General features: G+C 73.2%; 22 protein-coding genes. 16 read left to right on the forward strand and 6 right to left on the reverse strand.

Going from position 1 to position 24,362, the window contains the following annotated elements; all coding sequences use genetic code 11:
- Positions 1–161: 161 nt before the first annotated feature.
- Complete coding sequence (locus ABZ899_RS03365; RefSeq protein WP_361340050.1) at positions 162–908, reverse strand: FCD domain-containing protein; 747 nt, start codon at positions 906–908, stop codon at positions 162–164.
- A gap of 86 nt (positions 909–994) precedes the next feature.
- Between ABZ899_RS03365 and ABZ899_RS03370 the strand changes: the two genes are divergently transcribed.
- The 3 genes from ABZ899_RS03370 to ABZ899_RS03380 are packed head-to-tail and all read left to right on the forward strand — an operon-like array spanning position 995 to position 4,532.
- Positions 995–2,353, forward strand: a complete 1,359-nt coding sequence (locus tag ABZ899_RS03370) for a glutamine synthetase family protein (RefSeq protein ID WP_361340053.1) — start codon at positions 995–997, stop codon at positions 2,351–2,353.
- An 8-nt stretch (positions 2,354–2,361) separates the two neighbouring features.
- Complete coding sequence (locus ABZ899_RS03375; RefSeq protein WP_361340056.1) at positions 2,362–3,753, forward strand: aldehyde dehydrogenase family protein; 1,392 nt, start codon at positions 2,362–2,364, stop codon at positions 3,751–3,753.
- Positions 3,750–4,532, forward strand: a complete 783-nt coding sequence (locus ABZ899_RS03380) for a 3-oxoacyl-ACP reductase (RefSeq protein WP_361340059.1) — start codon at positions 3,750–3,752, stop codon at positions 4,530–4,532. The genes ABZ899_RS03375 and ABZ899_RS03380 overlap by 4 nt, the downstream gene beginning before the upstream one ends.
- Positions 4,533–4,582: 50 nt before the next feature.
- Here the strand turns inward: ABZ899_RS03380 and ABZ899_RS03385 are convergent, their stop codons facing one another.
- Complete coding sequence (locus ABZ899_RS03385) at positions 4,583–5,785, reverse strand: amino acid deaminase/aldolase (protein ID WP_361340061.1); 1,203 nt, start codon at positions 5,783–5,785, stop codon at positions 4,583–4,585.
- 583 nt (positions 5,786–6,368) lie between these two features.
- Here ABZ899_RS03385 and ABZ899_RS03390 point away from each other — a divergent pair.
- A complete protein-coding gene (locus tag ABZ899_RS03390; RefSeq protein WP_361340064.1) occupies positions 6,369–8,222 on the forward strand; it encodes a hypothetical protein in 1,854 nt (617 codons plus the stop codon).
- A gap of 56 nt (positions 8,223–8,278) precedes the next feature.
- A complete protein-coding gene (mycP, locus tag ABZ899_RS03395; RefSeq protein ID WP_361340559.1) occupies positions 8,279–9,448 on the forward strand; it encodes a type VII secretion-associated serine protease mycosin in 1,170 nt (389 codons plus the stop codon).
- A 3-nt stretch (positions 9,449–9,451) separates the two neighbouring features.
- On the opposite strand, the gene ABZ899_RS03400 is transcribed toward mycP, so the two are convergent.
- Complete coding sequence (locus tag ABZ899_RS03400) at positions 9,452–10,387, reverse strand: hypothetical protein (protein ID WP_361340067.1); 936 nt, start codon at positions 10,385–10,387, stop codon at positions 9,452–9,454.
- A 149-nt stretch (positions 10,388–10,536) separates the two neighbouring features.
- Here ABZ899_RS03400 and ABZ899_RS03405 point away from each other — a divergent pair, with 149 nt between their 5' ends.
- A complete protein-coding gene (locus tag ABZ899_RS03405; RefSeq protein ID WP_361340070.1) occupies positions 10,537–11,265 on the forward strand; it encodes an SseB family protein in 729 nt (242 codons plus the stop codon).
- 16 nt (positions 11,266–11,281) lie between these two features.
- Here ABZ899_RS03405 and ABZ899_RS03410 read toward each other — a convergent pair whose 3' ends face one another.
- The gene (locus ABZ899_RS03410) at positions 11,282–11,659 is read right to left on the reverse strand and encodes a DUF1844 domain-containing protein (RefSeq protein WP_361340073.1); all 378 of its coding nucleotides are present in this window, start codon (positions 11,657–11,659) and stop codon (positions 11,282–11,284) included.
- Positions 11,660–12,021: 362 nt separating this feature from the next.
- Between ABZ899_RS03410 and infC the strand changes: the two genes are divergently transcribed.
- From infC to ABZ899_RS03460, 10 genes are all read left to right on the forward strand, one after another.
- Positions 12,022–12,696 carry a translation initiation factor IF-3 gene (gene infC / locus ABZ899_RS03415; RefSeq protein WP_361340562.1) on the forward strand — a complete coding sequence of 225 codons (675 nt, stop codon included), beginning with the start codon at positions 12,022–12,024 and terminating at the stop codon, positions 12,694–12,696.
- A gap of 109 nt (positions 12,697–12,805) precedes the next feature.
- The gene (gene rpmI, locus ABZ899_RS03420; protein WP_055574739.1) at positions 12,806–13,000 is read left to right on the forward strand and encodes a 50S ribosomal protein L35; all 195 of its coding nucleotides are present in this window, start codon (positions 12,806–12,808) and stop codon (positions 12,998–13,000) included.
- 102 nt (positions 13,001–13,102) lie between these two features.
- Complete coding sequence (rplT, locus tag ABZ899_RS03425) at positions 13,103–13,486, forward strand: 50S ribosomal protein L20 (protein WP_006141703.1); 384 nt, start codon at positions 13,103–13,105, stop codon at positions 13,484–13,486.
- Positions 13,487–13,649: 163 nt separating this feature from the next.
- Positions 13,650–14,498 carry an RNA methyltransferase gene (locus tag ABZ899_RS03430; protein ID WP_361340076.1) on the forward strand — a complete coding sequence of 283 codons (849 nt, stop codon included), beginning with the start codon at positions 13,650–13,652 and terminating at the stop codon, positions 14,496–14,498.
- A 53-nt stretch (positions 14,499–14,551) separates the two neighbouring features.
- The gene (locus ABZ899_RS03435) at positions 14,552–15,676 is read left to right on the forward strand and encodes an ATP-binding protein (RefSeq protein WP_361340079.1); all 1,125 of its coding nucleotides are present in this window, start codon (positions 14,552–14,554) and stop codon (positions 15,674–15,676) included.
- Between the two features lie 145 nt (positions 15,677–15,821).
- Entirely contained in the window at positions 15,822–16,943 is a 1,122-nt protein-coding gene (gene pheS / locus ABZ899_RS03440) for a phenylalanine--tRNA ligase subunit alpha (protein ID WP_361340081.1), read from the forward strand.
- The gene (pheT, locus tag ABZ899_RS03445; RefSeq protein WP_361340083.1) at positions 16,943–19,456 is read left to right on the forward strand and encodes a phenylalanine--tRNA ligase subunit beta; all 2,514 of its coding nucleotides are present in this window, start codon (positions 16,943–16,945) and stop codon (positions 19,454–19,456) included. The genes pheS and pheT overlap by 1 nt, the downstream gene beginning before the upstream one ends.
- A gap of 175 nt (positions 19,457–19,631) precedes the next feature.
- A complete protein-coding gene (locus tag ABZ899_RS03450; protein ID WP_361340085.1) occupies positions 19,632–20,672 on the forward strand; it encodes a PP2C family protein-serine/threonine phosphatase in 1,041 nt (346 codons plus the stop codon).
- 258 nt (positions 20,673–20,930) lie between these two features.
- Positions 20,931–22,271 carry a transcriptional regulator gene (locus ABZ899_RS03455; RefSeq protein ID WP_361340087.1) on the forward strand — a complete coding sequence of 447 codons (1,341 nt, stop codon included), beginning with the start codon at positions 20,931–20,933 and terminating at the stop codon, positions 22,269–22,271.
- A gap of 75 nt (positions 22,272–22,346) precedes the next feature.
- Positions 22,347–22,922, forward strand: a complete 576-nt coding sequence (locus ABZ899_RS03460; protein ID WP_361340089.1) for an NUDIX hydrolase — start codon at positions 22,347–22,349, stop codon at positions 22,920–22,922.
- A gap of 70 nt (positions 22,923–22,992) precedes the next feature.
- Here ABZ899_RS03460 and ABZ899_RS03465 read toward each other — a convergent pair whose 3' ends face one another.
- On the reverse strand, positions 22,993–23,250 hold the full coding sequence (locus ABZ899_RS03465) for a hypothetical protein (protein WP_361340092.1): 258 nt from the start codon (positions 23,248–23,250) through the stop codon (positions 22,993–22,995).
- A gap of 215 nt (positions 23,251–23,465) precedes the next feature.
- Complete coding sequence (locus tag ABZ899_RS03470; protein ID WP_361340095.1) at positions 23,466–24,338, reverse strand: 3-hydroxybutyryl-CoA dehydrogenase; 873 nt, start codon at positions 24,336–24,338, stop codon at positions 23,466–23,468.
- Between the last annotated feature and the right edge of the window lie 24 nt (positions 24,339–24,362).

Raw genomic sequence — 24,362 nt, forward strand, 5'->3', positions numbered from 1 at the left:
ATACCTTTGCGGTCGCCGTCCGGGGAAGGCAAGCCCCGTGCGTTAATCGCCCGTAAAACCTTCCCCGGCCGTCCCCGGTCACGCCTCGGTCCCCGGTCGCGCCTCGGTCCCCGGTCAACTCGCGCAGCGATCAGCTTCGCCGAGGAAGCCCGCGCCGTCGCTCAGCCGAGGAAGCCCCGCAGTAGCGCCGCCGTGCCCGCGCAGTGCTCGCGCATGATCTCCCGCGCCTCCTCGGCGTCGCCGTCGATCACGGCCTCCACCAGCGCGCTGTGCTGCCGCTGCGAGTGCTCCAGGTTGCGCACCAGCAGTGGGATGCAGTCCAGCAGGTCGTTGACGCTCGCGCGGACGGCCGCGTACTGCGCGGTCAGCGTGGGGGAGCCGGACAGCTCGGCCAGGGTCAGGTGCAGCAGCGTGTCCCGCCGCCGGTACTCGCTCAGCGGCGCGTCGTGCGTGCGGGCCAGCGCCTCACGCAGCCGGTCCGCCTGCTTCTCGTCCAGCCCGTGCGCCGCGCACAGCCCGGCCGCGCCCACCTCCAGGACCTCACGGAAGCGCAGCGCGTCCTCCACGTCGACGTCCTTCAGCCGGCGCCGCAGCTCCTCCTCGCCGGGCGTCTCGGTGCGCGGCAGCACGAAGGTGCCGCCGTAGCGCCCGCGCCGCGACTCGACCAGCCCCTGGTCCTGGAGGACCTTCAGCACCTCGCGCAGCGTCACCCGGCTGATCCCCAGCCGCTCGGCCAGCTCCCGCTCCGCCGGCAGCCGCTCCCCGCCCGGCACCAGGCCCAGCCTGACCACCTGGAGGATCTGCTCCAGGGCCTCCTCGAAGCCGTTGCCGGCCCGCACCGGCCGCAGGACCGACGTCAGCCGGTCGGCGGCCCCGGGCGCCCCGTGCCCCGTGTCCGTCCGCGACATGTCACCGGACCCCCTTCCCAATCAATGGTCCTGCGCAATACCTTATGGCTCCCGGCTGACCGAAGTAGCCGAATGGAGGCTCTCCCGTGGCAGACCGCACACCCCCGCTGAGCGTCGAGGAGCTGCGCGCCCTCGTCGCCGGCGGTGAGATCGACACTGTCGTCCTGGCCTTCCCCGACATGCAAGGCCGGCTCCAGGGCAAGCGGTTCGCCGCCCGGTTCTTCCTCGACGAGGTCCTGCACCACGGCACCGAGGGCTGCAACTACCTGCTCGCCGTCGACACCGAGATGAACACCGTCGACGGCTACGCCATGTCGTCCTGGGACCGCGGCTACGGCGACTTCGCCATGCACCCGGACCTCACCACCCTGCGCCGCGTCCCCTGGAACGCCGGCACCGCGATGCTGATCGCCGACCTCGCGTGGGAGGACGGCTCACCCGTGGCCGCCGCGCCCCGCCAGATCCTGCGCCGCCAGCTGGAGCGCCTCGCCGAGCACGGCTACACGGCGAACGTCGGCACCGAGCTGGAGTTCATCGTCTTCAAGGACACCTACGAGCAGGCGTGGGACGCCGGCTACCGGGGTCTCACCCCTGCCAACCAGTACAACATCGACTACTCGGTGCTGGGCACCGGCCGCATCGAGCCCCTGCTGCGCCGCATCCGCAACGAGATGGCGGCCGCGGGGCTCACCGTGGAGTCCGCCAAGGGCGAGTGCAACCCCGGCCAGCACGAGATCGTCTTCCGGTACGACGCGGCCCTGGTCACCTGCGACCAGCACGCCGTCTACAAGACCGGCGCCAAGGAGATCGCCGCCCAGGAGGGCGTCTCGATCACCTTCATGGCCAAGTACAACGAGCGCGAGGGCAACTCCTGCCACATCCACCTCTCGCTCGCCGACGCCGACGGCGACAGCGTCATGGCCGGGCCCGACGGCATGTCCGAGGTCATGCGGCACTTCCTGGCCGGCCAGCTCGCCGCCCTGCGCGACTTCTCCCTGCTGTACGCACCCAACATCAACTCCTACAAGCGGTTCGCGCCGGGTTCCTTCGCGCCGACCGCCGTCGCCTGGGGCCGCGACAACCGCACCTGCGCCCTGCGCGTCGTCGGCCACGGCCGCTCCCTGCGCTTCGAGAACCGGCTCCCCGGTGGCGACGTCAACCCGCACCTCGCCGTCGCCGGGCTCGTCGCCGCCGGTCTGTACGGCATCGAGCAGAAGCTGGAACTGCCCGAGCCCTGCGCCGGCAACGCCTACACCGCCGACTTCGAGCACGTCCCCACCACGCTGCGCGAGGCCGCCGAACTCTGGGAGAACAGCCCCATCGCCAAGGCCGCCTTCGGCGACGAGGTCGTCGCCCACTACCGCAACATGGCGCGCGTCGAACTCGACGCCTTCGACGCCGCGGTGACCGACTGGGAGCTGCGCCGCTCCTTCGAACGCATGTGAGGCCCTTCTTGTCCGACCAGCTCCAGGCATCCGACCGGCTCCAGGTCCTGAACCCGGCCACCGAAGAGGTCGTCGCCACCGTCCCGGCCGCCGGCGCCGCCGACGTGGACGCGGCCGTCGTACGCGCCACGAGGACGCAGGCCGTATGGTCCGCCCTCGCGCCCGGCGAACGCGCCCGCCTGCTGCGCCGGTTCGCCGCCACCGTCGACGACCACCTCGAGGAACTGGCCCGCCTCGAGGTCCGCGAGGCCGGGCACACCCTCGGCAACGCCCGCTGGGAGGCGGGCAACGTCCGCGACCTGCTCGACTACGCGGCCGGGGGAGTGGAGCGGCTCACCGGCCGGCAGATCCCGGTCGCCGGCGGCCTGAACGTGACGATCCCCGAACCCCTCGGCGTCGTCGCCGTCATCGCCCCCTGGAACTTCCCCATGCCGATCGCCGCCTGGGGCACCGCCCCCGCGCTCGCGGCCGGCAACGCCGTCCTGCTCAAGCCCGCCGAGACGACCCCGCTGACGGCCCTGCGGCTGGCGGAACTCGCCCTGGAGGCCGGGCTGCCCGAAGGGCTGTTCCAGGTCCTGCCCGGCCACGGCCCGGTCACGGGCGACGCCCTGGTCACCCACCCGGGCGTCGCGAAGATCGTGTTCACCGGCTCCACCACCGTGGGCAAGCAGGTCCTGGCGAAGGGCTCCGCCCTGCTCAAGCGCGTCACCCTCGAACTCGGCGGCAAGAGCCCCAACGTCGTCTTCGCCGACGCCGACCTCGAAGCCGCCGCGGCCGCCGCGCCCCTGTCCTTCCTCGACAACTCCGGCCAGGACTGCTGCGCCCGCACCCGCATCCTCGTCCAGCGCTCCGTCCACGACCGCTTCCTGGAACTGCTGGCCCCGGCGATCGAGGCCGTGCGGGTCGGCGACCCGGCCGACGAGCAGACCCAGATGGGCCCGCTGATCTCCCGCGCCCAGCTCGACCGGGTCCGCTCCTACGTCGACCCGCGGGCGCCCGGCATCCGCGGCAAGGCGCCCGAGGGGCCCGGCTTCTGGTTCCCGCCGACCGTCCTCACCGGTGTCGACCCGCGGGCGCGCGTGGCCGTCGAGGAGGTCTTCGGCCCCGTCGCCGTGGTCCTCCCCTTCGAGGACGAGGCGGACGCCGTACGACTGGCCAACGCCACCGACTACGGCCTGTCCGGCTCCATCTGGACCCGCGACGTCGGCCGCGCCCTGCGCGTCTCGCAGGCCGTCCGCGCCGGCAACCTGTCCGTCAACTCCCACTCCAGCGTCCGCTACTGGACCCCGTTCGGCGGGTTCAAGCAGTCCGGCATCGGCCGTGAACTGGGACCGGACGCCCTGACCGCCTTCACCGAGACCAAGAACGTCTTCATCAGCACGGAGGGCCCCGCACAGTGACCGAAGCAATCGTGTGCCGTCGCCTCGTCGGCCGTACGGCCGTCATCACCGGAGCCGGCAGCGGCATCGGCCTCGCCACCGCCCGCCGGCTCGCCTCCGAAGGGGCGCACGTCGTCTGCGGCGACGTCGACGAGCAGCGCGGCAAGGCCGTCGCCGAGGAGGTCGGCGGGACGTTCGTGAAGGTCGACGTCACCGACGCCGAGCAGGTCGAGGCGCTGTTCAGGACCGCGAACGACACCTACGGCAGCGTCGACATCGCCTTCAACAACGCCGGCATCTCACCGCCCGACGACGACTCCATCCTGGAGACCGGCCTGGAGGCGTGGAAGCGGGTCCAGGAGGTCAATCTCACCTCCGTCTACCTGTGCTGCAAGGCCGCCATCCCCTACATGCGGCGGCAGGGCAAGGGCTCCATCATCAACACGGCGTCCTTCGTGGCCCGGATGGGCGCCGCCACCTCCCAGATCTCCTACACGGCATCCAAGGGCGGCGTGCTCGCCATGTCCCGTGAGCTGGGAGTGCAGTTCGCCCGCGACGGCATCCGGGTCAACGCCCTGTGCCCCGGGCCGGTCAACACCCCGCTGCTGCAGGAGCTGTTCGCCAAGGACCCCGAGCGGGCCGCCCGGCGCCTCGTCCACATCCCCGTCGGCCGGTTCGCCGAGGCCGACGAGATCGCCGCCGCCGTCGCGTTCCTGGCCAGCGACGACTCGTCCTTCGTGAACGCCACCGACTTCCTGGTCGACGGCGGGATCTCCGGGGCGTACGTCACCCCGCTGTAGCCCGGCGCCCCGTCCGGCCGGAAGGGAGTGCCCCCGTCCGGCCGGCCCGGCTACAGGAACGTGTGACCCTCGCCCCGGTACGTCGGCACCGTCTCCGTCACCGTGTCGCCCTGCACGAGATGCAGCGCGTCGAACCGCTCGCACAGCTCCCCGGCCTTGGCGTGCCGGAACCACACCTTGTCCCCGATCAGCAGATCGTCGGCCGGGGAGCCGAGCAGCGGGGTCTGCACCTCGCCGGGCCCCTCCTGCGGGTCGTACCGCAGGCCCTCGGGCAGGTACGGCACCGGCAGCCGGTCCGTGCCCGCGACACCGGACGCGGGATAGCCGCCGCCGAGCACGGTCACCACACCGACCCCCGGCCGGCGCACCACCGGCTGCGCGAACAGCGCGGCCGGACGCCCCGTGAAGGACGTGTAGTTGTCGAACAGACGCGGCACGTACAGCCCCGAACCGGCCCCGATCTCGGTGACGCACTCCTCGGCGGCCGTGAACTGCACGCTGCCCGTCCCGCCGCCGTTGACGAACTCCAGCCCCGGCACCACGTCCCGGACGGCCCGCACCACCGCGGCCCGCCGCTCCGCCAGCTCCCGGCGGGCCCTGGCCTGCATCAGCCGGACGGCACGTGAGCGCAGCGGCCGCCCCGGCACGGAGTCGCCCACACCCGCGACGTGCCCCTCGTACGCCATGATCCCGACCACCTCGAAGCCCGGCCGGCGGGCCACCGCCCGGGCCATGTCGGCGACCTGGGCGGGGGAGTGCAGCGGCGACCTGCGGGCACCGACCCGCACCCGGCCGCCGAACAGCCTCAGCGAGGTGTCCAACTCCAGGCACACCCGCACCACTTCACGGCCACCCGAGCGGGACTCGTCGATCAGCCGCAGCTGCGCCGGGTCGTCGATCATCACGGTGACCGCGGCCGCGAGCTTGGGATCACTCGTCAGCTCGGCGAAGCGGGCCCGGTCCGCGGACGGATAGGCCAGCAGGACGTCGTCGAAACCGGACCGCGCCAGCCACAGGGACTCGGCGAGGGTGAACGACATGACACCCGTGAAGCCGTCCTTCGCGAGGACGCGTTCGAGCAGCGCCCGGCAGCGCACGGACTTGCTCGCGACCCGGATCGGCTTACCGCCGGCCCGGCGGAGCATGTCGTCCGCGTTGGCGTCGAAGGCGTCCAGGTCCACGATCGCGAGAGGGGCGTCGAGATGGGCGGTGGCCCGGTCGTAACGGGCCCGGTCGGCGGCGCGCGCAGTCATGAACGAAGCCTGCCAGAACGGATTACCGCAGGGTAGGGGGACGTTCCGGGCAGATGCACACGGGGACGCGGACTGGTTCCCTCTCGCCCGGCATCAACCCGTAGAGTGACGCGCACGCAAGGGGAACGCCACCGGCCGCGCACCGCGCCGGGATGACGCTTCCCGGGTGCGGGTATGCGTGCCTGGTCGGGGAAGTCCACGGGGCGGACCGGCACCGGGGACGACGGCCCGTGGACGAGGACGGGCCCGGACACGAGGAAACGGGGGGTGCATGAGCACGGAAGCGCGCCGCGCCCCCATCCCGCCGCGTCCCGCCACGCCGCCGCCCCCGGCCGCCCCGCCCCCTCCGACGGCACCGCCCCGCCCCACGGAGCCCCCGGCCCCGTCGGACGACTCCTCGGTCCCTTCCCCGCCGCCCGGCGACAGCACCCCGCCTCCGCCCCGCGCCTCGGCCCGCTTCCCGGACACCCCTCCGACGGCGGGCCGCGAGTCCGCACCTCCGACGACGGCCCCTCGGTCCGCCCGGCACGAGAGCGTCCCCCAGCAGCCCCCGGCCACCTCCCGGCCGGGCACGGGTACTCCGATGCCTGCCGAGGGCGAGCGCCGGGACGGCGCTGCGGTGGGCGGGTACCCGGGCACGGTCGCCGGCCGGGATGCCTCGTCGGCCGCCGGGTACGAGGGCGTGCCCCCGCAGTCCTCGGTCCACCCGGCCGCCTCCCGGCCGGGCACGGGTACGCCGATGCCTGCCGAGGCCGCCGGCCGGGGCGCCTCGTCGGCCGCCGGGTACGAGGGCGTGGCCCCGCAGTCCTCGGCCCACCCGGCCGCCTCCCGCCCTGGCACCGGTACGCCGATGCCCGCCGAGGCCGCCCGTCGGGATGCCTCGTCGGCCGCCGGGTACCAGGGGGTGCCTCCGCAGTCCTCGGCCCACTCGGCCGCCTCCCGCTCCGGCACGGGTACTCCGATGCCCGCCGACAGCGAGCGCCGGGACGGCACTGCGGCAGGCGGATACCCGGGCACGGCAGCCCGCCGCGACGCCTCGTCGGCCGCCGGGTATGAGGGCGTGCCTCCGCAGTCCTCGGCCCATCCGGCCGCCTCCGGGCCGGGCACCGGTACGCCGATGCCTGCCGAGGCCGCCCGTCGGGATGCCTCGTCGGCCGCCGGGTATGAGGGGGTGCCTCCGCAGTCCTCGGCCCACTCGGCCGCCTCCCGCTCCGGCACGGGTACTCCGATGCCTGCCGAGAGCGAGCGCCGGGACGGCGCTGCGGCGGGCGGATACCCGGGCACGGCCGCCCGTCCGGCCAGCCGCGCGCCCGGGGAAGCCCCCGAACGGGCCGCCCCCCGCCCTCCGGCGCCACGGCAGCCCGAGCGGGCCCCGCAGCCGCGCCGGGGCGGTGCCCCCGCCGAGACGTCCGCCGAGACCACGTTCCGGCTCCGGCCCGTCCCCAGCGAGCCGTCGGCGGCCGCCGGAGGCACCGGCACGCCCACCCGGCCGGCGCCCGGCGTGTTCGGCGCGCCCCCCGTGCCGCCGCGGAACCCGTCCACCGGGCACGCCCCCGGAGTCTCCGCGCCCGACCCCTCCCTCTCCTGGACCGCGCCGACGCCTCCGCCCCCCGGACGGCCCGTCGTGTCGTTCGGGGAGCCCGAGGGGTACGACGAGCGGGCCCGGCCGCGCCCCCTCGGCCTGCGGATCCGGCCCCGGACCGCCCTGGCCGCCGCCTGCGTCGTCCTGGGCCTCGGGCTCATCGGCGGCGCCCTGACGGGAAGCTGGCTGGTCGGCGAGCCCGGCGACGACGGAGCCCAGGGCACCTTCGCCGCGGCCGGGAGCCTGTGGCACAGCATCCCCGTCGACCGGCTGTTCCCGCCGACCGTGGACGGCAAGGGCGCCGGTCCCGGCGGCGCGGACCGGACCTGGACGCGGATCGCCGTAGCCCCCGACACCGGCTGCGCGAACGCCTTCGACCCGCTGCTGCGCAAGGCCCTCGCCCCGGCCGGCTGCCGGCGCCTGCTGCGCGCCACCTACATCGACGCCACCCAGAGCCACGTCACCACCGTCGGCCTGCTGTTCACCAACGCCGACCCGGCGACCATGCGCTCGCTCGACACCCGCTTCACCCGGGACGGCCTCGACCGGCGCGCCGACCTGGTCCCGCGGCCCTACGCCCCCCAGGGCACCCTGGCCGCCGGCTTCGGCGACGCGCAGCGGGCCGCCTGGACCGTCTCCGTCCTCACCGACGCGCCCGTGGTCGTCTACGCCGTCTCCGGCTGGGCCGACGACCGCGTCGTCGCCCGGCCCGAGCCCGCCGAGGAGGCCATGCGCGCCGGCGCCACCTCCGCCGTGGCCCAGGCCGGACTCGGCCACGAGGCGCGGGGCCTCGCCGACCGCGTCGAGCGCACCCTGCGCAGGGACGTCGGCCCCTCCGCGGAGCCGTCGTCGTGACCGCCCCCCTGAACGAACCGGCGCCCACCGCCGTGACCAGAGCTGTGAAGACCTTCCTGACCCGGCGCACCGCCCCCCTCGCGACCCTGCTCGGCGCCTGCCTGGCCGTCCTGCCCGCCACCACCGCGCACGCCGACTCCATACGGGCCCAGCAGTGGGCCCTGGAGGCCATGCACACCCAGGAGGCCTGGCGCACCACCAAGGGCGCCGGCGTCACCGTCGCCGTCCTCGACACCGGCGTCGAGAACGACCACCCCGACCTCGCGGGCAACGTCCTCACCGGCAAGGACATGGTCGGCTTCGGTGCCGAGCGCGGCGACCGCGCCTGGGCCCGGCACGGCACCGCGATGGCCGGCATCATCGCCGGTCACGGACACGGCGAGGGCAACGGCGACGGCGTCATGGGCCTCGCCCCCGAAGCCAAGATCCTCCCCGTGCGGGTCATCCTCGAGGACGGCGACCCCTCCCGCGCCGAGGCCCGCAACACCCGTGGCAACGCCCTCGCCGAGGGCATCCGCTGGGCCGCCGACCACGGCGCCGACGTCATCAACCTCTCGCTCGGCGACGACTCCAAGTCCGCTCACCCCGAGGCCGGCGAGGACGAGGCCGTCCAGTACGCGCTCGGCAAGGGCGCCGTCGTCGTCGCCTCGGCGGGCAACGGCGGCGAGAAGGGCGACCACATCTCCTACCCGGCCGCCTACCCGGGCGTCATCGCCGCGACCGCCGTCGACCGCTACGGCACCCGCGCCTCCTTCTCCACCCGCCGCTGGTACGCCACCGTCAGCGCACCCGGCGACAAGGTCGTCATCGCCGACCCCGACCGCAAGTACTACGAGGGCTGGGGCACGAGCGCGGCGGCCGCCTTCGTCTCCGGGGCGGTCGCCCTGATCAAGGCCGCCCACCCTTCACTGACCCCGGCCCAGGTCAAGAAGCTCCTGGAGGACACGGCCCGCAACGCCCCCGCCTCGGGCCGCGACGACTCCCGCGGCTACGGCTTCGTCGACCCGGCCGCGGCCCTCGCGAAGGCGGCCCGGATGAAGCCGCGGCAGTTGAAGCCGGTGGCGCACAGCGAGGAGTACTTCGGCGCCGGCCCCGACGCCGCCACCTCCGACGACGGGCCGGCGGGTTGGACGGCCTGGCTCGCGGGCGGCACCGGAGTCGTCCTCCTCGGCGCGGCCGTCGCGGTCTGGCGCGGGCGGCGCGGCCGCTTCGGCCTGCGGCCGTAGCGCTCAGTCCGCGGACCCGTCATCCCCGGAGAACACCGACACCGCGGCCACCGCCGCCTCCACCACGGAGATCCCCCGCGCCAGAGTCGTATGACGGTCCGACAGCACGGCCACCAGCCGCTCACGGCCCCCGGCCGCCACCCGCCCGACGCTGTTGACGTCCCACAGCCCGGTGGCCGTACGCGGCAGCCAGCCGTTCTTCAGCGCCCACCCGGAGCCGTCGGCCGCCGCCGACACACCCCAGCGCTGCCCCTCGGCGATCCGGCCCATCAGCGTGCGCACATACGCCCGCGACGCCGCGCCCAGCTCCGAGTCCTCCCCGAACACCTGCCGCAGCAGCCGGAGCCGGTCGGCGGCCGTGGTGCGGGTCAGCCCCCACAGCATGCCGTCGCCGCCGTCGGTCCCCGTGAGGCCGAACCGCTCGTTCGCGGCGTCGAGCCCGGCAGCCCCGCCGATCGCCCGCCACAGCCGGGACGCGGAGGCGTTGTCGCTGTGCCCGATCATCGCGGCAGCGTCCGCCCGCTCCGCCGCCGTCAGCCCCCGGCCCTCGTCCTGGGCGCGCAGCAGCAGCGCGCACAGGATGTCCACCTTGACGACGCTCGCCGTGTCGAAGGCGCCCGTCCCGTACGTGGCGCTCTCCCCGGACGCCAGGTCCAGCACCCCGACCGACAGCCGGGCCCCGTCCGGGACGGCGACCGCCCGCAGGGCGCGCGCGAGCAGCGCGTCGCGGTCCACCGTCGGCCGTGCCACACGCTCCACCGCAGCCTCCTCACCCGCCGGCGGCGAGGCGGACCCGGACGCCGCCGCGGACGACGACGATACGGTCCCGGCCGCCCGGTGCGCCCGGGACGACCCGTGGACCGTGCCGGCGAGGACGACGACGGCGGCGAGGGCGCCGCACAGCAGCGGGCGGGCACGGCGGGGTGGGGAGGACTCCATGGCCGCGATCGTGGGCGCCCCAGCTGAGCGCGCCGTTAGCCGCAGGTTAGAGCCGTGTCAGAAAAACGGGCACCGCCGCCCCCTGCGTCACGCCTGGGTTTCCGGACCCGCACAAGCGCAGCAGGATCCCCCCGATAGGGTCGGTGACCGTGGCGAACAAGAACATTCCCGACTCCCCCTTCTCCGACGACGACGGCTCCGCCGACCCCGCGCTGAGCGCCGCGCTCGCCGCCTGGGCCGAGGACCGCTCCGCCGAGGGCCCCGTCCTGCGGGCGCTCGGAAAGGCCCGGCTGCTCGTCCCGGTCGTGGCCGTGCTCGGCGAGGTCGAGGAGGACGAGAACGGTCTGCGCCGGGAGAAGACCAGCGACATGGCCGTCCCGACCCTGAAGGCCGGGAACCGCACCGCGCTGCCCGCGTTCACCTCCACGGAGTCCCTCGCCCGCTGGGACCCGGCCGCCCGCCCGGTCGCGGTCCCGCTGAGCTCGGCCCTGGAGGCCGCCGCGCACGAGAAGGCGGACACGATCGTCCTGGACCTGGCCGGACCGGTGCCCTACGAGCTGACCGGGCGCTCCCTGCTGGCGCTGGCCGAGGGACGGACGAGCACGGACCCGCTCGCCGACCCGGCCGTGCGGGACGCCGTACGGGCCGTCGTCGCCGCGGAGCCCACCGTCCTGCGCGCCCACCTCGGGCCGGGCCGCGCCGACGGCACCCTGGCCCTCGTGATCGACGCGGCCGAGCCCGCGGAGGCGGCCCGCTCGGTCGCCGAGCGGCTGGCCGCCGACGAGACACTGAGGGCCCGCCTGGTGCGCGGCCTCGACCTGGCACTGCTGCCGGCCGGGACCACGCCGCCGGGCGAGCCCCTGTACGTACGCGGATGAACAGAAACGGTACGGCTCAGCCGTAGACCGGACCGGTGTACTTCTCGCCCGGTCCCTGGCCCGGCTCGTCGGGGACGACGGAGGCCTCGCGGAAGGCGAGCTGCAGCGACTTCAGGCCGTCGCGCAGCGGGGCGGCGTGGAAGGAGCTGATCTCGGTGGTGCTCGCGTCCAGCAGGCCGGCGAGGGCGTGGATCAGCTTGCGGGCCTCGTCGAGGTCCTTGTACTTGTCGCCCTCCTCGGTCAGACCGAGCTTCACGGCGGCCGCGCTCATCAGGTTGACCGCGACCGTCACGATCACCTCGACCGCCGGCACCTCGGCGATGTCGCGGGTCATGGCGTCGAAGTCGGTGGGGCCGGAGGTCTCGGGGCGGTCCGAGGGGGAGGTGTCACTCATGCCCCACACGATAGGCCCCGGTGCGGGCCGGTTAGCGCCGCCCCCGGGTTGATGCTAACCTTGTGTAATGACCGGCTGGAGACTCATGTAACCAGCCCACAAGTGGAGGCTCCGATCTCCCACCTGACCGTCCCCCGGGACGGCGGGTCACCCCCGGTCAGGCGGCCACCATCGTTCCGTACGGACGATGGAGCCGCCCGAATCGCGCCCCGCGGCATCGCGGCGGTGCTCCGGAAGTGCTTTGGAGCCCCGCCTGTGATCGTCCGGGGCATTTTTAGTGCCTCCGAGCGGTTGGGTCTGTCTAGAAGAGACATACGCGACGGTCCGCCAGACCGCCGTGTGGTGCTAACCGAGGAGGATCCATCAGCGCCGAGCCCCGCATCAACGACCGGATTCGCGTTCCCGAGGTGCGACTTGTCGGTCCCAGTGGCGAGCAGGTGGGCATTGTCCCGCTGGCCAAGGCACTGGAGCTTGCGCAGGAGTACGACCTGGACCTGGTCGAGGTCGCGGCGAACGCCCGTCCGCCCGTGTGCAAGCTCATGGACTACGGGAAGTTCAAGTACGAGTCGGCCATGAAGGCCCGTGAGGCGCGCAAGAACCAGGCGCACACGGTCATCAAGGAGATGAAGCTCCGGCCGAAGATCGACCCGCACGACTATGACACCAAGAAGGGTCACGTCGTCCGGTTCCTCAAGCAGGGCGACAAGGTCAAGATCACGATCATGTTCCGTGGTCGCGAGCAGTCCCGGCCCGAGCTGGGCTACCGACTGCTGCAGCGTCTCGCGGAGGACGTCCAGGACCTCGGTTTCGTCGAGTCGAACCCGAAGCAGGACGGCCGAAACATGATCATGGTTCTCGGTCCGCACAAGAAGAAGACCGAGGCGATGGCCGAGGCCCGCCAGGCGCAGGAAGCCCGCAAGGCAGAAGCGAAGGCCAACCCCGGCAAGTCGCAGAACGCCGCGGACACCGAGAACGCCGCGGACACCGAGGACGCGGCGGAGTCCGAGACTCCTGCCGAGGCCTCCGCCGAGGCGTGATCCCGGGGGACACCGTCCCCAGGACATAACCGACAAACGAGCGACGCTCCACCGTGCCCGGTTTCACGACCGGGCACCGGAGCGCCACCCACGAGGAGAGAACGGCGCTATGCCGAAGAACAAGACGCACAGCGGTGCCAGCAAGCGCTTCAAGGTCACCGGCTCCGGCAAGGTGCTCCGTGAGCGCGCCGGCAAGCGCCACCTGCTCGAGCACAAGTCGTCCCGTGTGACGCGTCGCCTCACCGGCAACGCCGAGATGGCCCCGGGCGACGCCAAGAAGATCAAGAAGCTTCTCGGCAAGTGACGTACGCGGCGCTCCGCGTGAGCGCCCCACGTCTGGACCGGGACCCCATCGATTCCGGGCCGTGTGAGTCCAACCGCGGCCCCGCTACAAGGAGTTAAACAAGTGGCACGCGTCAAGCGGGCAGTCAACGCCCACAAGAAGCGCCGGGCGATCCTCGAGCAGGCCTCCGGCTACCGCGGTCAGCGTTCGCGCCTGTACCGCAAGGCCAAGGAGCAGGTCACCCACTCGCTGGTCTACAACTACAACGACCGCAAGAAGCGCAAGGGTGACTTCCGCCAGCTGTGGATCCAGCGCATCAACGCCGCTGCCCGCGCGAACGGCATCACTTACAACCGCTTCATCCAGGGTCTGAAGGCCGCGAACGTCGAGGTCGACCGCAAGATCCTGGCCGAACTGGCCGTCAACGACGCCAACGCGTTCGCCGCGCTCGTCGAGGTCGCCCAGAAGGCGCTCCCGAGCGACGTCAACGCCCCGAAGGCGGCGTGACACCGCGCCGGCTCTGAGCTGACGCCGAAGGACCCGCAGGCTGCGAGCCTGCGGGTCCTTCGATTGCCCGCCCGGCTCTCCGCGACCCCGTCGCACCCCGCGTCGAGCTGTCCGCGACCCCGTCGCACCCCGCGTCGAGACCCCGCAGAAGGTGATGGAACCCATGGCGCCCCCCGCCCCCGAGCTGATCTCCCCCCGTTCGCAGCGAGTGCTCGCCGCCCGGCGCCTGGCGAAGCGGAACTTCCGGGGCAAGGAGCGGCTGTTCCTGGCCGAGGGGCCGCAGGCCGTGCGGGAGGCCGCCGCGTGCGGCGACACCCTCGTCGAGCTGTTCGCCACCGTCGAGGCGGCCGAGCGGTACGCCGACATCATCGGCGAGGCACGGACCGCCGGCGCCCGGGTGCACCTGGCCGACGAGCAGGTGATCGCCGACATCTCCACCACGGTGACGCCCCAGGGGCTCGTCGGCGTCTGCCGGTTCGTCGACACCCCCTTCGAGGAGATCCTCGCCGCCCGGCCCAAGCTGGTCGCCGTCCTCGCCCATGTCCGCGACCCCGGCAACGCCGGGACCGTGCTGCGCTGCGCCGACGCCGCGGGCGCCGAGGCCGTCGTGCTCACCGACGCCTCCGTCGACCTCTACAACCCCAAGGCCGTACGGGCCTCCGTCGGATCCCTGTTCCATCTGCCGGTCGCCGTCGGCGTACCCGTGGAGCGGGCCGTCGCCGGTTTGAAGGACGCCGGGGTGCGGGTCCTCGCCGCCGACGGCGCGGGCGACCACGACCTCGACGCCGAGCTCGACGAGGGCACCATGGGCGGCCCCACCGCCTGGGTGTTCGGCAACGAGGCATGGGGGCTCCCGGGGGAGACCCGCGCGCTGGCGGACGCCGTCGTGCGCGTCCCCATCCACGGAAAGGCCGAGAGCCTGAACCTCGCCACCGCCGCAGCCGTATGTCTCTACGCGTCGGCCCGTGCACAGCGCGCCTCCGGAGGGTGCCGCTCTGTCACCGGAAGCTAGTAGGGTGACCAGCTCGGGGGCCCCTCAGCCGTTGTGAGAGGTGGGGTACGGGGATGAGTGTCGGCACGAGCAGCGCACCGGGGGCACGACAGGTGCGGCCGCCTGCCGAGGCCACCGCCGGGCTCGGCATCGACCCCGACGACCTGCCCGACGGCCTCGTCGTCGCCGACGAGCACGGGCACGTGATCTGCTTCAACGCCGCCGCCGAACGCATCACCGCCGTCCCGGCCGCCACCGCCCTCGGACAGCGCCTGGAGACGGCGCTGCCGCTGGAGGACCTGGAAGGCCGGCGCTGGTGGCAGCTGACCGACCCCTACGGCGGCCTCGCCATCCGCAGCCGCCAGCCCGAGCGCAACCTGCTGCTGCCCGGCGGCCGCGAGGTGCTGGTCGCGGTCCGTTACGTCCGCGCCGAGCCGGCCGGCCCCGTCCGCCGCGTCGTCGTCTCGCTGCGCGACACCGAGGCCCGCCGCCGGACCGAGCGCAGCCACGCCGAGCTGATCGCGACCGTCGCGCACGAGCTGCGCTCGCCGCTCACCTCCGTCAAGGGCTTCACCGCGACCCTGCTCGCCAAGTGGGAACGCTTCACCGACGACCAGAAGCGGCTGATGCTGGAGACCGTCGACGCCGACGCCGACCGGGTCACCCGGCTCATCGCCGAACTGCTCGACATCTCCCGGATCGACAGCGGCCGCCTCGAGGTGCGCCGCCAGCCCGTCGACATCGGCGCGGCCGTCGGACGGCACATCCAGGCGTACGTCGCCGCCGGGCAGCCCGCCGACCGGTTCCTGCTGCGCGTCGAGCAGCCGCTGCCCGCCCTGTGGGCCGACCCCGACAAGATCGACCAGGTGCTCAGCAACCTCATCGAAAATGCCGTGCGGCACGGCGACGGAACGGTCACCATTGACGTCACGGCCTCGCCGTCCCCCCGCGAGGGAGAGGACACCGGCACGTCGGTCACCGTGAGCGACGAAGGCCCCGGCATCCCGGAGGAGTCCATGAACCGCGTCTTCACCCGCTTCTGGCGGGGCAGCAAGCGCGGCGGCACCGGCCTCGGGCTCTACATCGTCAAGGGCATCGTCGAGGCCCACGGCGGCACCATCACGGTCGGGCGCGCCCCCGGGGGCGGCGCGCGGTTCCGATTTACGTTGCCCGTGGCGGCACCGGCGTATCTCACCTGAGAGCCGGACCGGCCCCACGGGCGCATTCGCTCACCTCAACCCCGTTAGACTCGGCCTTTGGCACCTTTGTGTCCCCATGACCGAGACGAGATGTCCGCGAGTCGGTACGGGGCCATCCGCCAGCCAACCGGAAGCACGGGAAGAGATGTCGGCACCGAACAAGTCGTACGACCCTGTCGAGGTCGAGGCACTGAAACCAGAAGAGATCGAGCGCATGCGGGACGAGGCGCTCGCCGCCTTCGCCGCCGCGGACTCCCTCGACGCGCTCCAGGAGGCCAAGACCGCCCACGCCGGCGGCGCCTCCCCGCTGGCCCTCGCCAACCGCGAGATCGGCGCCCTGCCCCCGCACGCCAAGGCCGACGCCGGCAAGCGCGTGGGCCAGGCCCGCGGCGCCGTGAACAAGGCGCTCGCCGCCCGCCAGGCCGAGCTGGAGGCCGAGCGCGACCAGCGCGTGCTGGTCGAGGAGGCCGTGGACGTCACGCTGCCTTTCGACCGCGTGCCGCCCGGCGCCCGCCACCCGCTCACCACCCTGTCGGAGCGCATCGAGGACATCTTCGTGGCCATGGGCTACGAGGTCGCCGAGGGCCCCGAGGTCGAGGCCGAGTGGTTCAACTTCGACGCCCTGAACATCGGCCCGGACCACCCGGCCCGCGGCGAGGCCGACACGTTCTTCGTGCAGGGCCCCGACGGCGGCGCCGACTCCGGTGTGGTGCTGCGCACCCACACCTCGCCGGTGCAGATCCGCTCCCTGCTCGACCGCGAGCCGCCGGTGTACGTGATCTGCCCCGGCCGCGTGTACCGCACCGACGAGCTGGACGCCACGCACACCCCGGTCTTCCACCAGGTCGAGCTGCTCGCCGTGGACGAGGGCCTGACGATGTCGGACCTCAAGGGCACCCTGGACCACATGGTCCAGTCGCTGTTCGGCGAGGGCATGAAGACCCGGCTGCGGCCGAACTTCTTCCCCTTCACCGAGCCGAGCGCCGAGATGGACATGCTCTGCTACGTCTGCAAGGGCGCGTCCGTGGGCAACCCCGACCGGCCCTGCCGTACCTGTTCCTCCGAGGGCTGGATCGAGCTCGGCGGCTGCGGCATGGTCAACCCGCGGGTGCTGACCGCCTGCGGCGTCGACCCGGAGAGGTACAGCGGCTTCGCCTTCGGGTTCGGCATCGAGCGGATGCTGATGTTCCGCCACAACGTTGAGGACATGCGAGACATGGTCGAGGGTGACGTCCGGTTCACCCGGCCGTTCGGGATGGAGATCTGATGCGGGTCCCGCTTTCTTGGCTGCGGGAGTACGTCGACCTGCCGGCCACCGAGACCGGCCGCGACGTGCAGGCCAAGCTCATTTCGGCCGGCCTGGAGGTCGAGACCGTCGAACAGCTCGGCGCCGACCTCAAGGGCCCGCTGGTCGTCGGCCAGGTGCTGACCATCGAGGAGCTGGAGGGCTTCAAGAAGCCGATCCGCTTCTGCACCGTCGACGTCGGCCAGGCCAACGGCACCGGTGAGCCCCAGGAGATCGTCTGCGGCGCCCGGAACTTCGCCGTCGGCGACAAGGTCGTCGTGGTCCTGCCCGGCGCCACCCTGCCCGGCGGCTTCTCCATCAGCGCCCGTGAGACCTACGGCAAGGTCTCGCACGGCATGATCTGCTCCAGCGACGAGCTGGGCATGGGCGACGACGGCTCCAAGGGCATCATCGTGCTGCCCCCGGAGACCGAGGTCGGCAGGGACGCCATCGAGCTGCTCGAACTGGTCGACGAGGTCCTGGACATCGCCGTCACCGCCAACCGCGGCGACTGCCTGTCCATCCGCGGCGTCGCCCGCGAGACCGCCATCGCCTACGGCCTGCCGCTGCGCGACCCGGCGCTGCTCGACGTGCCCGGCCCGAACGCCTTCGGCTACCCGGTGCAGGTCTCGGACCCGCTCGGCTGCGACCGCTTCACCGCCCGCACCGTGAGCGGTCTGAGCCCCGAGGCGCGCTCGCCGATCTGGCTCCAGCGCCGGCTGCAGAAGGTCGGCATGCGCCCGATCTCGCTCGCCGTCGACATCACCAACTACGTGATGATGGAACTCGGCCAGCCGCTGCACGCCTACGACCGCAGCCGCGTCCAGGGCACCATCGGCGTTCGCCGGGCCGAGGAGGGGGAGACGCTCGTCACCCTCGACGGCGTGGAGCGCACGCTGCACTCCGAGGACCTGGTCATCACCGACGAGCGCGGCCCCATCGGCCTCGCTGGCGTGATGGGCGGCGCCAACACCGAGATCGCCGACCACGAGGACGTCGAGAACGCCACCTCGGACGTCGTGATCGAGGCCGCCCACTTCGACCAGGTGTCGATCGCGCGGACGGCCCGCCGGCACAAGCTGTCCTCCGAGGCGTCCCGGCGCTTCGAGCGCGGCGTCGACCCGGCCGCCGCCGCGGCGGCCGCGCAGCGCACCGTCGACCTGCTGGTGCTGCTCGCGGGCGGCACCGCCGAGGCCGGTGTCACCGAGATCGCCACGCCGTCGGCGCCGCACACCATCTCGGTCCCCGCCGACCACCCCGACAAGGTCGCGGGCGTCGAGTACGGCCGGGAGACCGTCGTGCGCCGGCTGCAGCAGATCGGCTGCGACGTGTACGGGCAGGACGAGCTGCTCGTCACCGTGCCGTCCTGGCGGCCCGACCTGCTGGAGCCGAACGACCTCGCCGAGGAGGTCATCCGGCTGGAGGGCTACGAGAACCTGCCCTCCACGCTGCCGAAGCCGCCGTCCGGCCGCGGTCTGACGGCCCGCCAGCGGCTGCACCGCCGGGTCGGCCGCGCGCTGGCGGGCGCCGGTTACGTCGAGACACCGAACTACCCGTTCGTCAGCGAGCAGATCTTCGACCAGCTCGGCCTGGACGCCGACGACCCGGCCCGCCGTGCCGTCAAGCTGGTCAACCCGCTCAACGACGAGGAGCCCGCGCTGCGCACGTCGCTGCTGCCGGGTCTGCTCGCCGCGCTGCGGCGCAACGACGGACGCGGCATGCACGACCTCGCGCTGTTCGAGACCGGCCTGGTCTTCCATCCGCGCGACGGGCAGGCCGCCGCCGCGCATCTGCCCGTGGACCGGCGCCCGACCGACGAGGAACTGGCCGCGCTGGACGCCGTGCTGCCCGAGCAGCCACGGCATGTGGCCGCCGTTCTCGCCGGTGCCCGCGAGCAGGCCGGCTGGTGGGGCGCCGGGCGTCCCGCCGTGTGGGCCGACGCCGTCGAGGCCGCGCGGCTCGTCGCCCGTGAGGTGCGCGCCGCGCTGACGGTCCGCGCCGGACAGTACGGGCCGTGGCACCCGGGCCGCTGCGCCGTCCTGTCGATCACCGTGGACGGGGCGGAGCGGGTCATCGGTCACGCCGGTGAGCTGCACCCGCGGGTCCTGAAGGCCCTGGGTCTGCCCGCGCGCACCTGCGCGATGGAGCTGGACCTGGACGCGCTGGAGCAGGTCGGCGACAACACGCCCCAGGCGCCGAGCATCTCGACGTTCCCCGTCGCCACGCAGGACGTCGCCCTCGTCGTCGACAAGACGGTCCCGGCCGCCGAGGTCGAGGCCGCGCTGCGCGAGGGAGCGGGTGAACTGCTGGAGGACATCCGGCTGTTCGACGTGTACGAGAACGAGGACCAGCTCGGCGCCGGCAAGAAGTCGCTGGCGTACGCCCTGCGGTTCCGCGCGCGGGACCGGACGCTGACGGTCGACGAGGCGTCGGCCGCGCGGGACGCCGCGGTGGCTCTCGCGGGCGAGCGGACCGGAGCGGTGCTGCGGGGCTGACCCCCTGTGCGGCTCCCTTGCGTCCCAGGTGGGAGCCAGGGGGTCACCTCACTCGATGGGGTGACTTCCTTGGGCGATCTCGTCGTTCCGGGGCATCTGCCGACAGAATCGGACCGGTCTTTCGAGGCCGGTCCGATTCTGCGTCGTCAGGGCCTTTTCCTGGGGGGCCATCGGCATGTTCCGCATCACGGCTCGGGTTCCCCGCACAGCGCCGGCCATCGGGCTGCCCGCGACCTGGGGCGCCACGGTGCTCGCCTACGAACTGACCCGCCCGCTCGCACAGCGCGAGGGCCTGTGCGCCCGCGTCGTCTCCGGCGCCCTCCTCCTCGCCGTGGGCGCCGGCCTCCTCCTGCACACCCGGCGCACCCTGCTGCGGGAGCTGTGCCGGGCCCGGACGGTCGCCGGCGCCGCACAGAGCGTGCTGCTGCGGCCGCCGCCCGCCCGGGTCGCCGGGGTGCGGATCGCCGCCGCCCAGCTGTCCGCCGACCGGGGCGCCCGGGTCGGCGGCGACCTGTACGAGGTCGCCGCCACCGAGCACGGCGTACGCGTGCTCATCGGGGACGTCCGCGGTCACGGCATCGGCGCCCTGGGCACGGTGGCGGCGGTCCTCGGCAGCTTCCGCGAGGCCGCCCACGACGAGCCCGACCTCGGCGGGGTGCTGCGCAGACTCGACCGGGCCCTGGCCCGGCACCTGGGTGAGCGGGCTCACGACGACCCCGTGGAGGACTTCGTCACCGCGCTGCTCCTGGAGATCCGCCCGGACGGCGAGCTCACCGCCCTCAACTGCGGGCACCCCTGGCCCTTTCTGCTGTGCGACGGGCGCGTCGAGCCTTTGGCTCGGGCCGATCCGCTCCCTCCCATGGGCCCGTTCCCGCTCCCGGGCGACCTGGCGCCCGAGCGGTGCGGTGCGTTCCTGCCCGGCGACGTGCTCGTCCTGTACACGGACGGTGTCGAGGACGCCCGGGACGCCGCCGGCCGGTTCTTTCCGCTCCACGCGACCCTGGCCGGACTGGCGGGCCGTCTCCCGGCCGCTCCCGAGACCACCCTGCGCCTCCTCTTCTCCGCGCTCCTGCGGCACACGCGAGGCCGCCCGCAGGACGACGTGGCCCTCGTCGTCCTGCGCAACGACCGGGCACGCGTGACCTGCGGTCCCCTCGGGGCACGCGCCCACGACACGGGCGGCTCCGCCCCCGGCCCGCGGCCGGCCGCCTCCTGACCCGCCCGCCGTCGGCGGCGCCGTCCGCCCCGCCACGGAGTGTCGGGCAGGCAGCCGGGCGGACGGCGCGAAAGCGGGCCGCCGCACTGTACGAGGGGGAGCCGGCGGCCCGGCCGGCCTCTTGCGAGGCATTTCAGTCAACCGGCAGGAAACGCTCCGCGACAGCGCGCGCACCCTACGGATTCGCGCACTCCGTTCACACCCCGTGTGAACCGGTTCGCACTAGTCTGTCGGCACCGAGCCACCCGGGGGGCATCCATGCAGCCCAACACTCTGCTCGACGCGATCCTCGACGAGGCGGGGATCTCGCACGCGGGCCTGGCCGCACACGTGAACCAGGCGGGGCGGGCGCGCGGGCTCGCCCTGAGATACGAACACACCGCCGTCGCGCGGTGGTTGAAGGGGCAGCGGCCGCGCGGGCAGGTCCCGGACCTGATCTGCGAGGTGCTGGCCGGACGGCTGCACCGCACGGTCACCCTCGACGACATCGGGCTCGGCGTGCCGGGTGAGCAGTCGGCCGCGCACACCACCTCGCTGTCCGGCTTCGTCGAGCGGGCCACCGCCCTGTGGCGCTCCGACGAGCAGCAGCGCCCGCACCTCCTGGGTGCCCCCGCGGTCACCGGCACGCCCGCCGTCATGCCGGTGTGGGAGTGGGAGAACCCGCCCGAGGACGTCGACGTCTCGCGCGGCGGCCGGCACCGGGTGACCGCCGCCGACATCGAGATGCTGCGGTCCGCGCGCGCCCACTACGAGCAGATGTACCGCAAGGCGGGCGGTATGGCGACGCGCACCAGGATCGTCGGCTTTCTCAACGCGGAGGCCGCCCCGCTGCTGCGTGGCAGCTACACCGACGCGACGGGCCGTCAGCTGCACCGCGCGACCGGCGGGTTGGTGGCCATCGCCGGGATCTGCGCGTACGACTCGGACGCCCACGGGCTGGCGCAGCGGTACTTCCATCAGGCGCTGCGGCTGGCGAAGGCCAGCGGGGACCGGGGACTCGGCGCCTATGTGATCGCGCTGCTCGTCAACCAGGCTTTGTTCGTGCGGGAGTTCCGGCAGGCGGTCGCCTTCGCCGAGGCCGCGCTGCGGGCCGCCGGCAAGCACATCACCCCGGCGCTCGCCTCCGATCTGTACGCGATGCAGGCGAAGGCGTACGCCCACCTCGGGGACGGGACGAGCGCCCTGTCCTGTATCCGGCGTGCCGAGCAGGCCGCCGAACGCATCCGGCGCGGCTACGAACCCGACGAGACGGGCTATGTCCAGCCCGGGCTCGTCAACGTCCAGGTGGCGGAGGCCCTGCTGAGTCTCGGGGAGGTCGCGGCCGCGCGCGAGCACGCCGCGGCGGCCGTGGACAACCCCGCGCACGACCGGGGCCGGGTGCACCGGCTGGCCATGCTCAGCACGATCGAACTGCGCCAGGGCAACGCGGACAACGCCGTGGCCATCGCCGTGCAGATGGCCGAACAGGCGCGCGGAATGGAGTCCCAGCGGCTGCGCGACAGACTCCGGGCGGTGCGCGAACATCTGGCGCGCAGCGGCTGCGCGGGGACCTCCGAGGCCGCGGCACTCATCGACGGGGCACTGCGCGTACCGCTCTAGACCTCCGCCCGCTCTCCGACAACTCTGAGTCGCTGCTGCGATATTGCCACTTACTCGACGGAAGGTGGCAGAACCGTGCAGTGGACGAAACAGAACGAACAAACTGTGTATGAAAACCGCTGGTTCAGCGTCAACCTGGCAGACGTGGAACTGCCCGACGGCCGGCATCTGGACCACTTCCTGATACGGCTGCGGCCGGTCGCCGTGGCCACCGTGGTCAACGAGGCCAACGAGGTCCTCCTGCTGTGGCGCCACCGCTTCATCACCGACAGCTGGGGGTGGGAGCTCGCGGCGGGCGTCGTCGAGGACGGTGAGGACATCGCCGGCGCGGCCGCCCGGGAGCTGGAGGAGGAGACGGGCTGGCGGCCGGGACCTCTGCACCACCTGATGAGCGTGGAGCCCTCCAACGGGCTCACCGACGCCCGGCACCACATCTACTGGGCCGAGGAGGGAGAGTACGTCGGGCATCCGGTGGACGACTTCGAGTCGGACCGCCGGGAGTGGGTCCCCCTCAAGCTCGTTCCCGACATGGTCGCCCGAGGGGAGGTCCCGGCCGCCAACATGGCGGCCGCGTTACTGCTGCTGCACCATCTCCGGCTGGGGCAGGACGTCCTGGGCCGGCGCGCGGGCCCGCACTGGCGTGCCACCTGAGAGGCGGCCCAGGGGTGTCCGCGACGTCCCGCCTGCCGTCCGGCGTCCGGTGCGACCCCACGGACACCACCTAGTGCCCGAGGGCCTGCCAGATCGCCACGGCCAGAGCGCCCACGGCGACGAGGGCGGCGACCGCGGGCAGCGGCCAGCGCCCGTGTTCCAGCGTCGTGATCCGGGAGTCGAGCTCGTCCAGCTCCTTGGCGCTCTCCTCGGTGCGGTGCGTCAGCAGAGTCAGCCCGCCCTCCACGCGGGCGTAGGCGACGTCGAGCCGGCGTCGTAACTCTGCGAGTTCCCCCTGAACGGCGGGGTGCTCGGGATCGGCGGTCACGTGTCCGCTCCTTTCCGCAGTCGTCTTCCATCCCTGGCATGCGCAGCAAAGTGAACTCGCCTGGTGGGCGCGTGGGGAGCGTGTGCGAACGGCATATGCGGGCCCGGCGCGCACACCGGGTGCGAAACGCGCGGGCCCGGCACCTTTCCCGGTGCCGGGCCCGCGTGTCTGGCCGGAATCTGACGGTCGGTAATCAGCCGTCGGCGTGGAGGCCGTCAGTTGTAGGCGTAGAAGCCCGAGCCGGTCTTCCGGCCGAGCCGGCCGGCGTCGACCATCCGCTGCAGCAGCGGGGGAGCGGCGTACAGCGGCTCCTTGTACTCCTCGTACATGCTGTGCGCCACGGACGCGACGGTGTCCAGGCCGATCAGGTCGGACAGCTTCAGCGGGCCCATCGGGTGGGCGCAGCCCATCTCCATGCCGTTGTCGATGTCCTCACGGCTGGCGATGCCCGTCTCGAACATCCGGATCGCGGAGAGCAGGTACGGGATGAGGAGGGCGTTCACGACGAAGCCCGAGCGGTCCTGGGCGCGGATGGCGTGCTTGCCGAGCAGCTTCTCGGCGAAGCCCTGGGCGCGGGCGATCGTGCCCTCGGAGGTGGTGAGCGCGGGGATCAGCTCGACCAGTTTCTGCACCGGCGCCGGGTTGAAGAAGTGGACACCGATGACCTGGTCCGGGCGCGAGGTGGCGACGGCGAGCTTCACCAGCGGGATCGAGGAGGTGTTGGAGGCGAGGATCGCGTCCGGCCGGGTCACGACCTGGTCGAGCACCTGGAAGATCTCCGTCTTCACCTGCTCGTTCTCGACGACGGCCTCGATCACGAGGTCGCGGTCGGCGAACTCGCCGAGGTCGGTGGTGAAGGACAGCCGCGCCACGGTCGCGTCCCGCTCCTCCTCGCTGATCTTGCCGCGCTCGGCGGCCTTGGCCAGGGAGTTGAGCAGCCGGGTGCGGCCGATCTCCAGGGCCTCGCCGGTGGTCTCGGCGACCTTCACGTCCAGCCCGGAGCGGGCGCAGACCTCGGCGATGCCCGCCCCCATCTGGCCGCAGCCCACGACACCGACGCGTGCAATATCTCCGGAGATGCCGGTCACATCGTCCCCTTCGCTGATCCACGA

This window comes from Streptomyces sp. NPDC046859 (genome assembly GCF_040645135.1).
GTDB lineage: Bacteria > Actinomycetota > Actinomycetes > Streptomycetales > Streptomycetaceae > Streptomyces.

Bases quoted from the DNA above. Each gene is read 5' to 3' on its own strand.
- ABZ899_RS03385 (WP_361340061.1), bottom strand. From the start codon at position 5,785: ATGACTGCGCGCGCCGCCGACCGGGCCCGTTACGACCGGGCCACCGCC.
- ABZ899_RS03400 (WP_361340067.1), bottom strand. From the start codon at position 10,387: ATGGAGTCCTCCCCACCCCGCCGTGCCCGCCCGCTGCTGTGCGGCGCC.
- ABZ899_RS03390 (WP_361340064.1), top strand. From the start codon at position 6,369: ATGCCTGCCGAGGGCGAGCGCCGGGACGGCGCTGCGGTGGGCGGGTAC.
- rpmI (WP_055574739.1), top strand. From the start codon at position 12,806: ATGCCGAAGAACAAGACGCACAGCGGTGCCAGCAAGCGCTTCAAGGTC.
- ABZ899_RS03410 (WP_361340073.1), bottom strand. From the start codon at position 11,659: ATGAGTGACACCTCCCCCTCGGACCGCCCCGAGACCTCCGGCCCCACC.
- ABZ899_RS03430 (WP_361340076.1), top strand. From the start codon at position 13,650: ATGGCGCCCCCCGCCCCCGAGCTGATCTCCCCCCGTTCGCAGCGAGTG.
- ABZ899_RS03365 (WP_361340050.1), bottom strand. From the start codon at position 908: ATGTCGCGGACGGACACGGGGCACGGGGCGCCCGGGGCCGCCGACCGG.
- pheT (WP_361340083.1), top strand. From the start codon at position 16,943: ATGCGGGTCCCGCTTTCTTGGCTGCGGGAGTACGTCGACCTGCCGGCC.
- ABZ899_RS03450 (WP_361340085.1), top strand. From the start codon at position 19,632: ATGTTCCGCATCACGGCTCGGGTTCCCCGCACAGCGCCGGCCATCGGG.
- ABZ899_RS03455 (WP_361340087.1), top strand. From the start codon at position 20,931: ATGCAGCCCAACACTCTGCTCGACGCGATCCTCGACGAGGCGGGGATC.
- ABZ899_RS03435 (WP_361340079.1), top strand. From the start codon at position 14,552: ATGAGTGTCGGCACGAGCAGCGCACCGGGGGCACGACAGGTGCGGCCG.
- pheS (WP_361340081.1), top strand. From the start codon at position 15,822: ATGTCGGCACCGAACAAGTCGTACGACCCTGTCGAGGTCGAGGCACTG.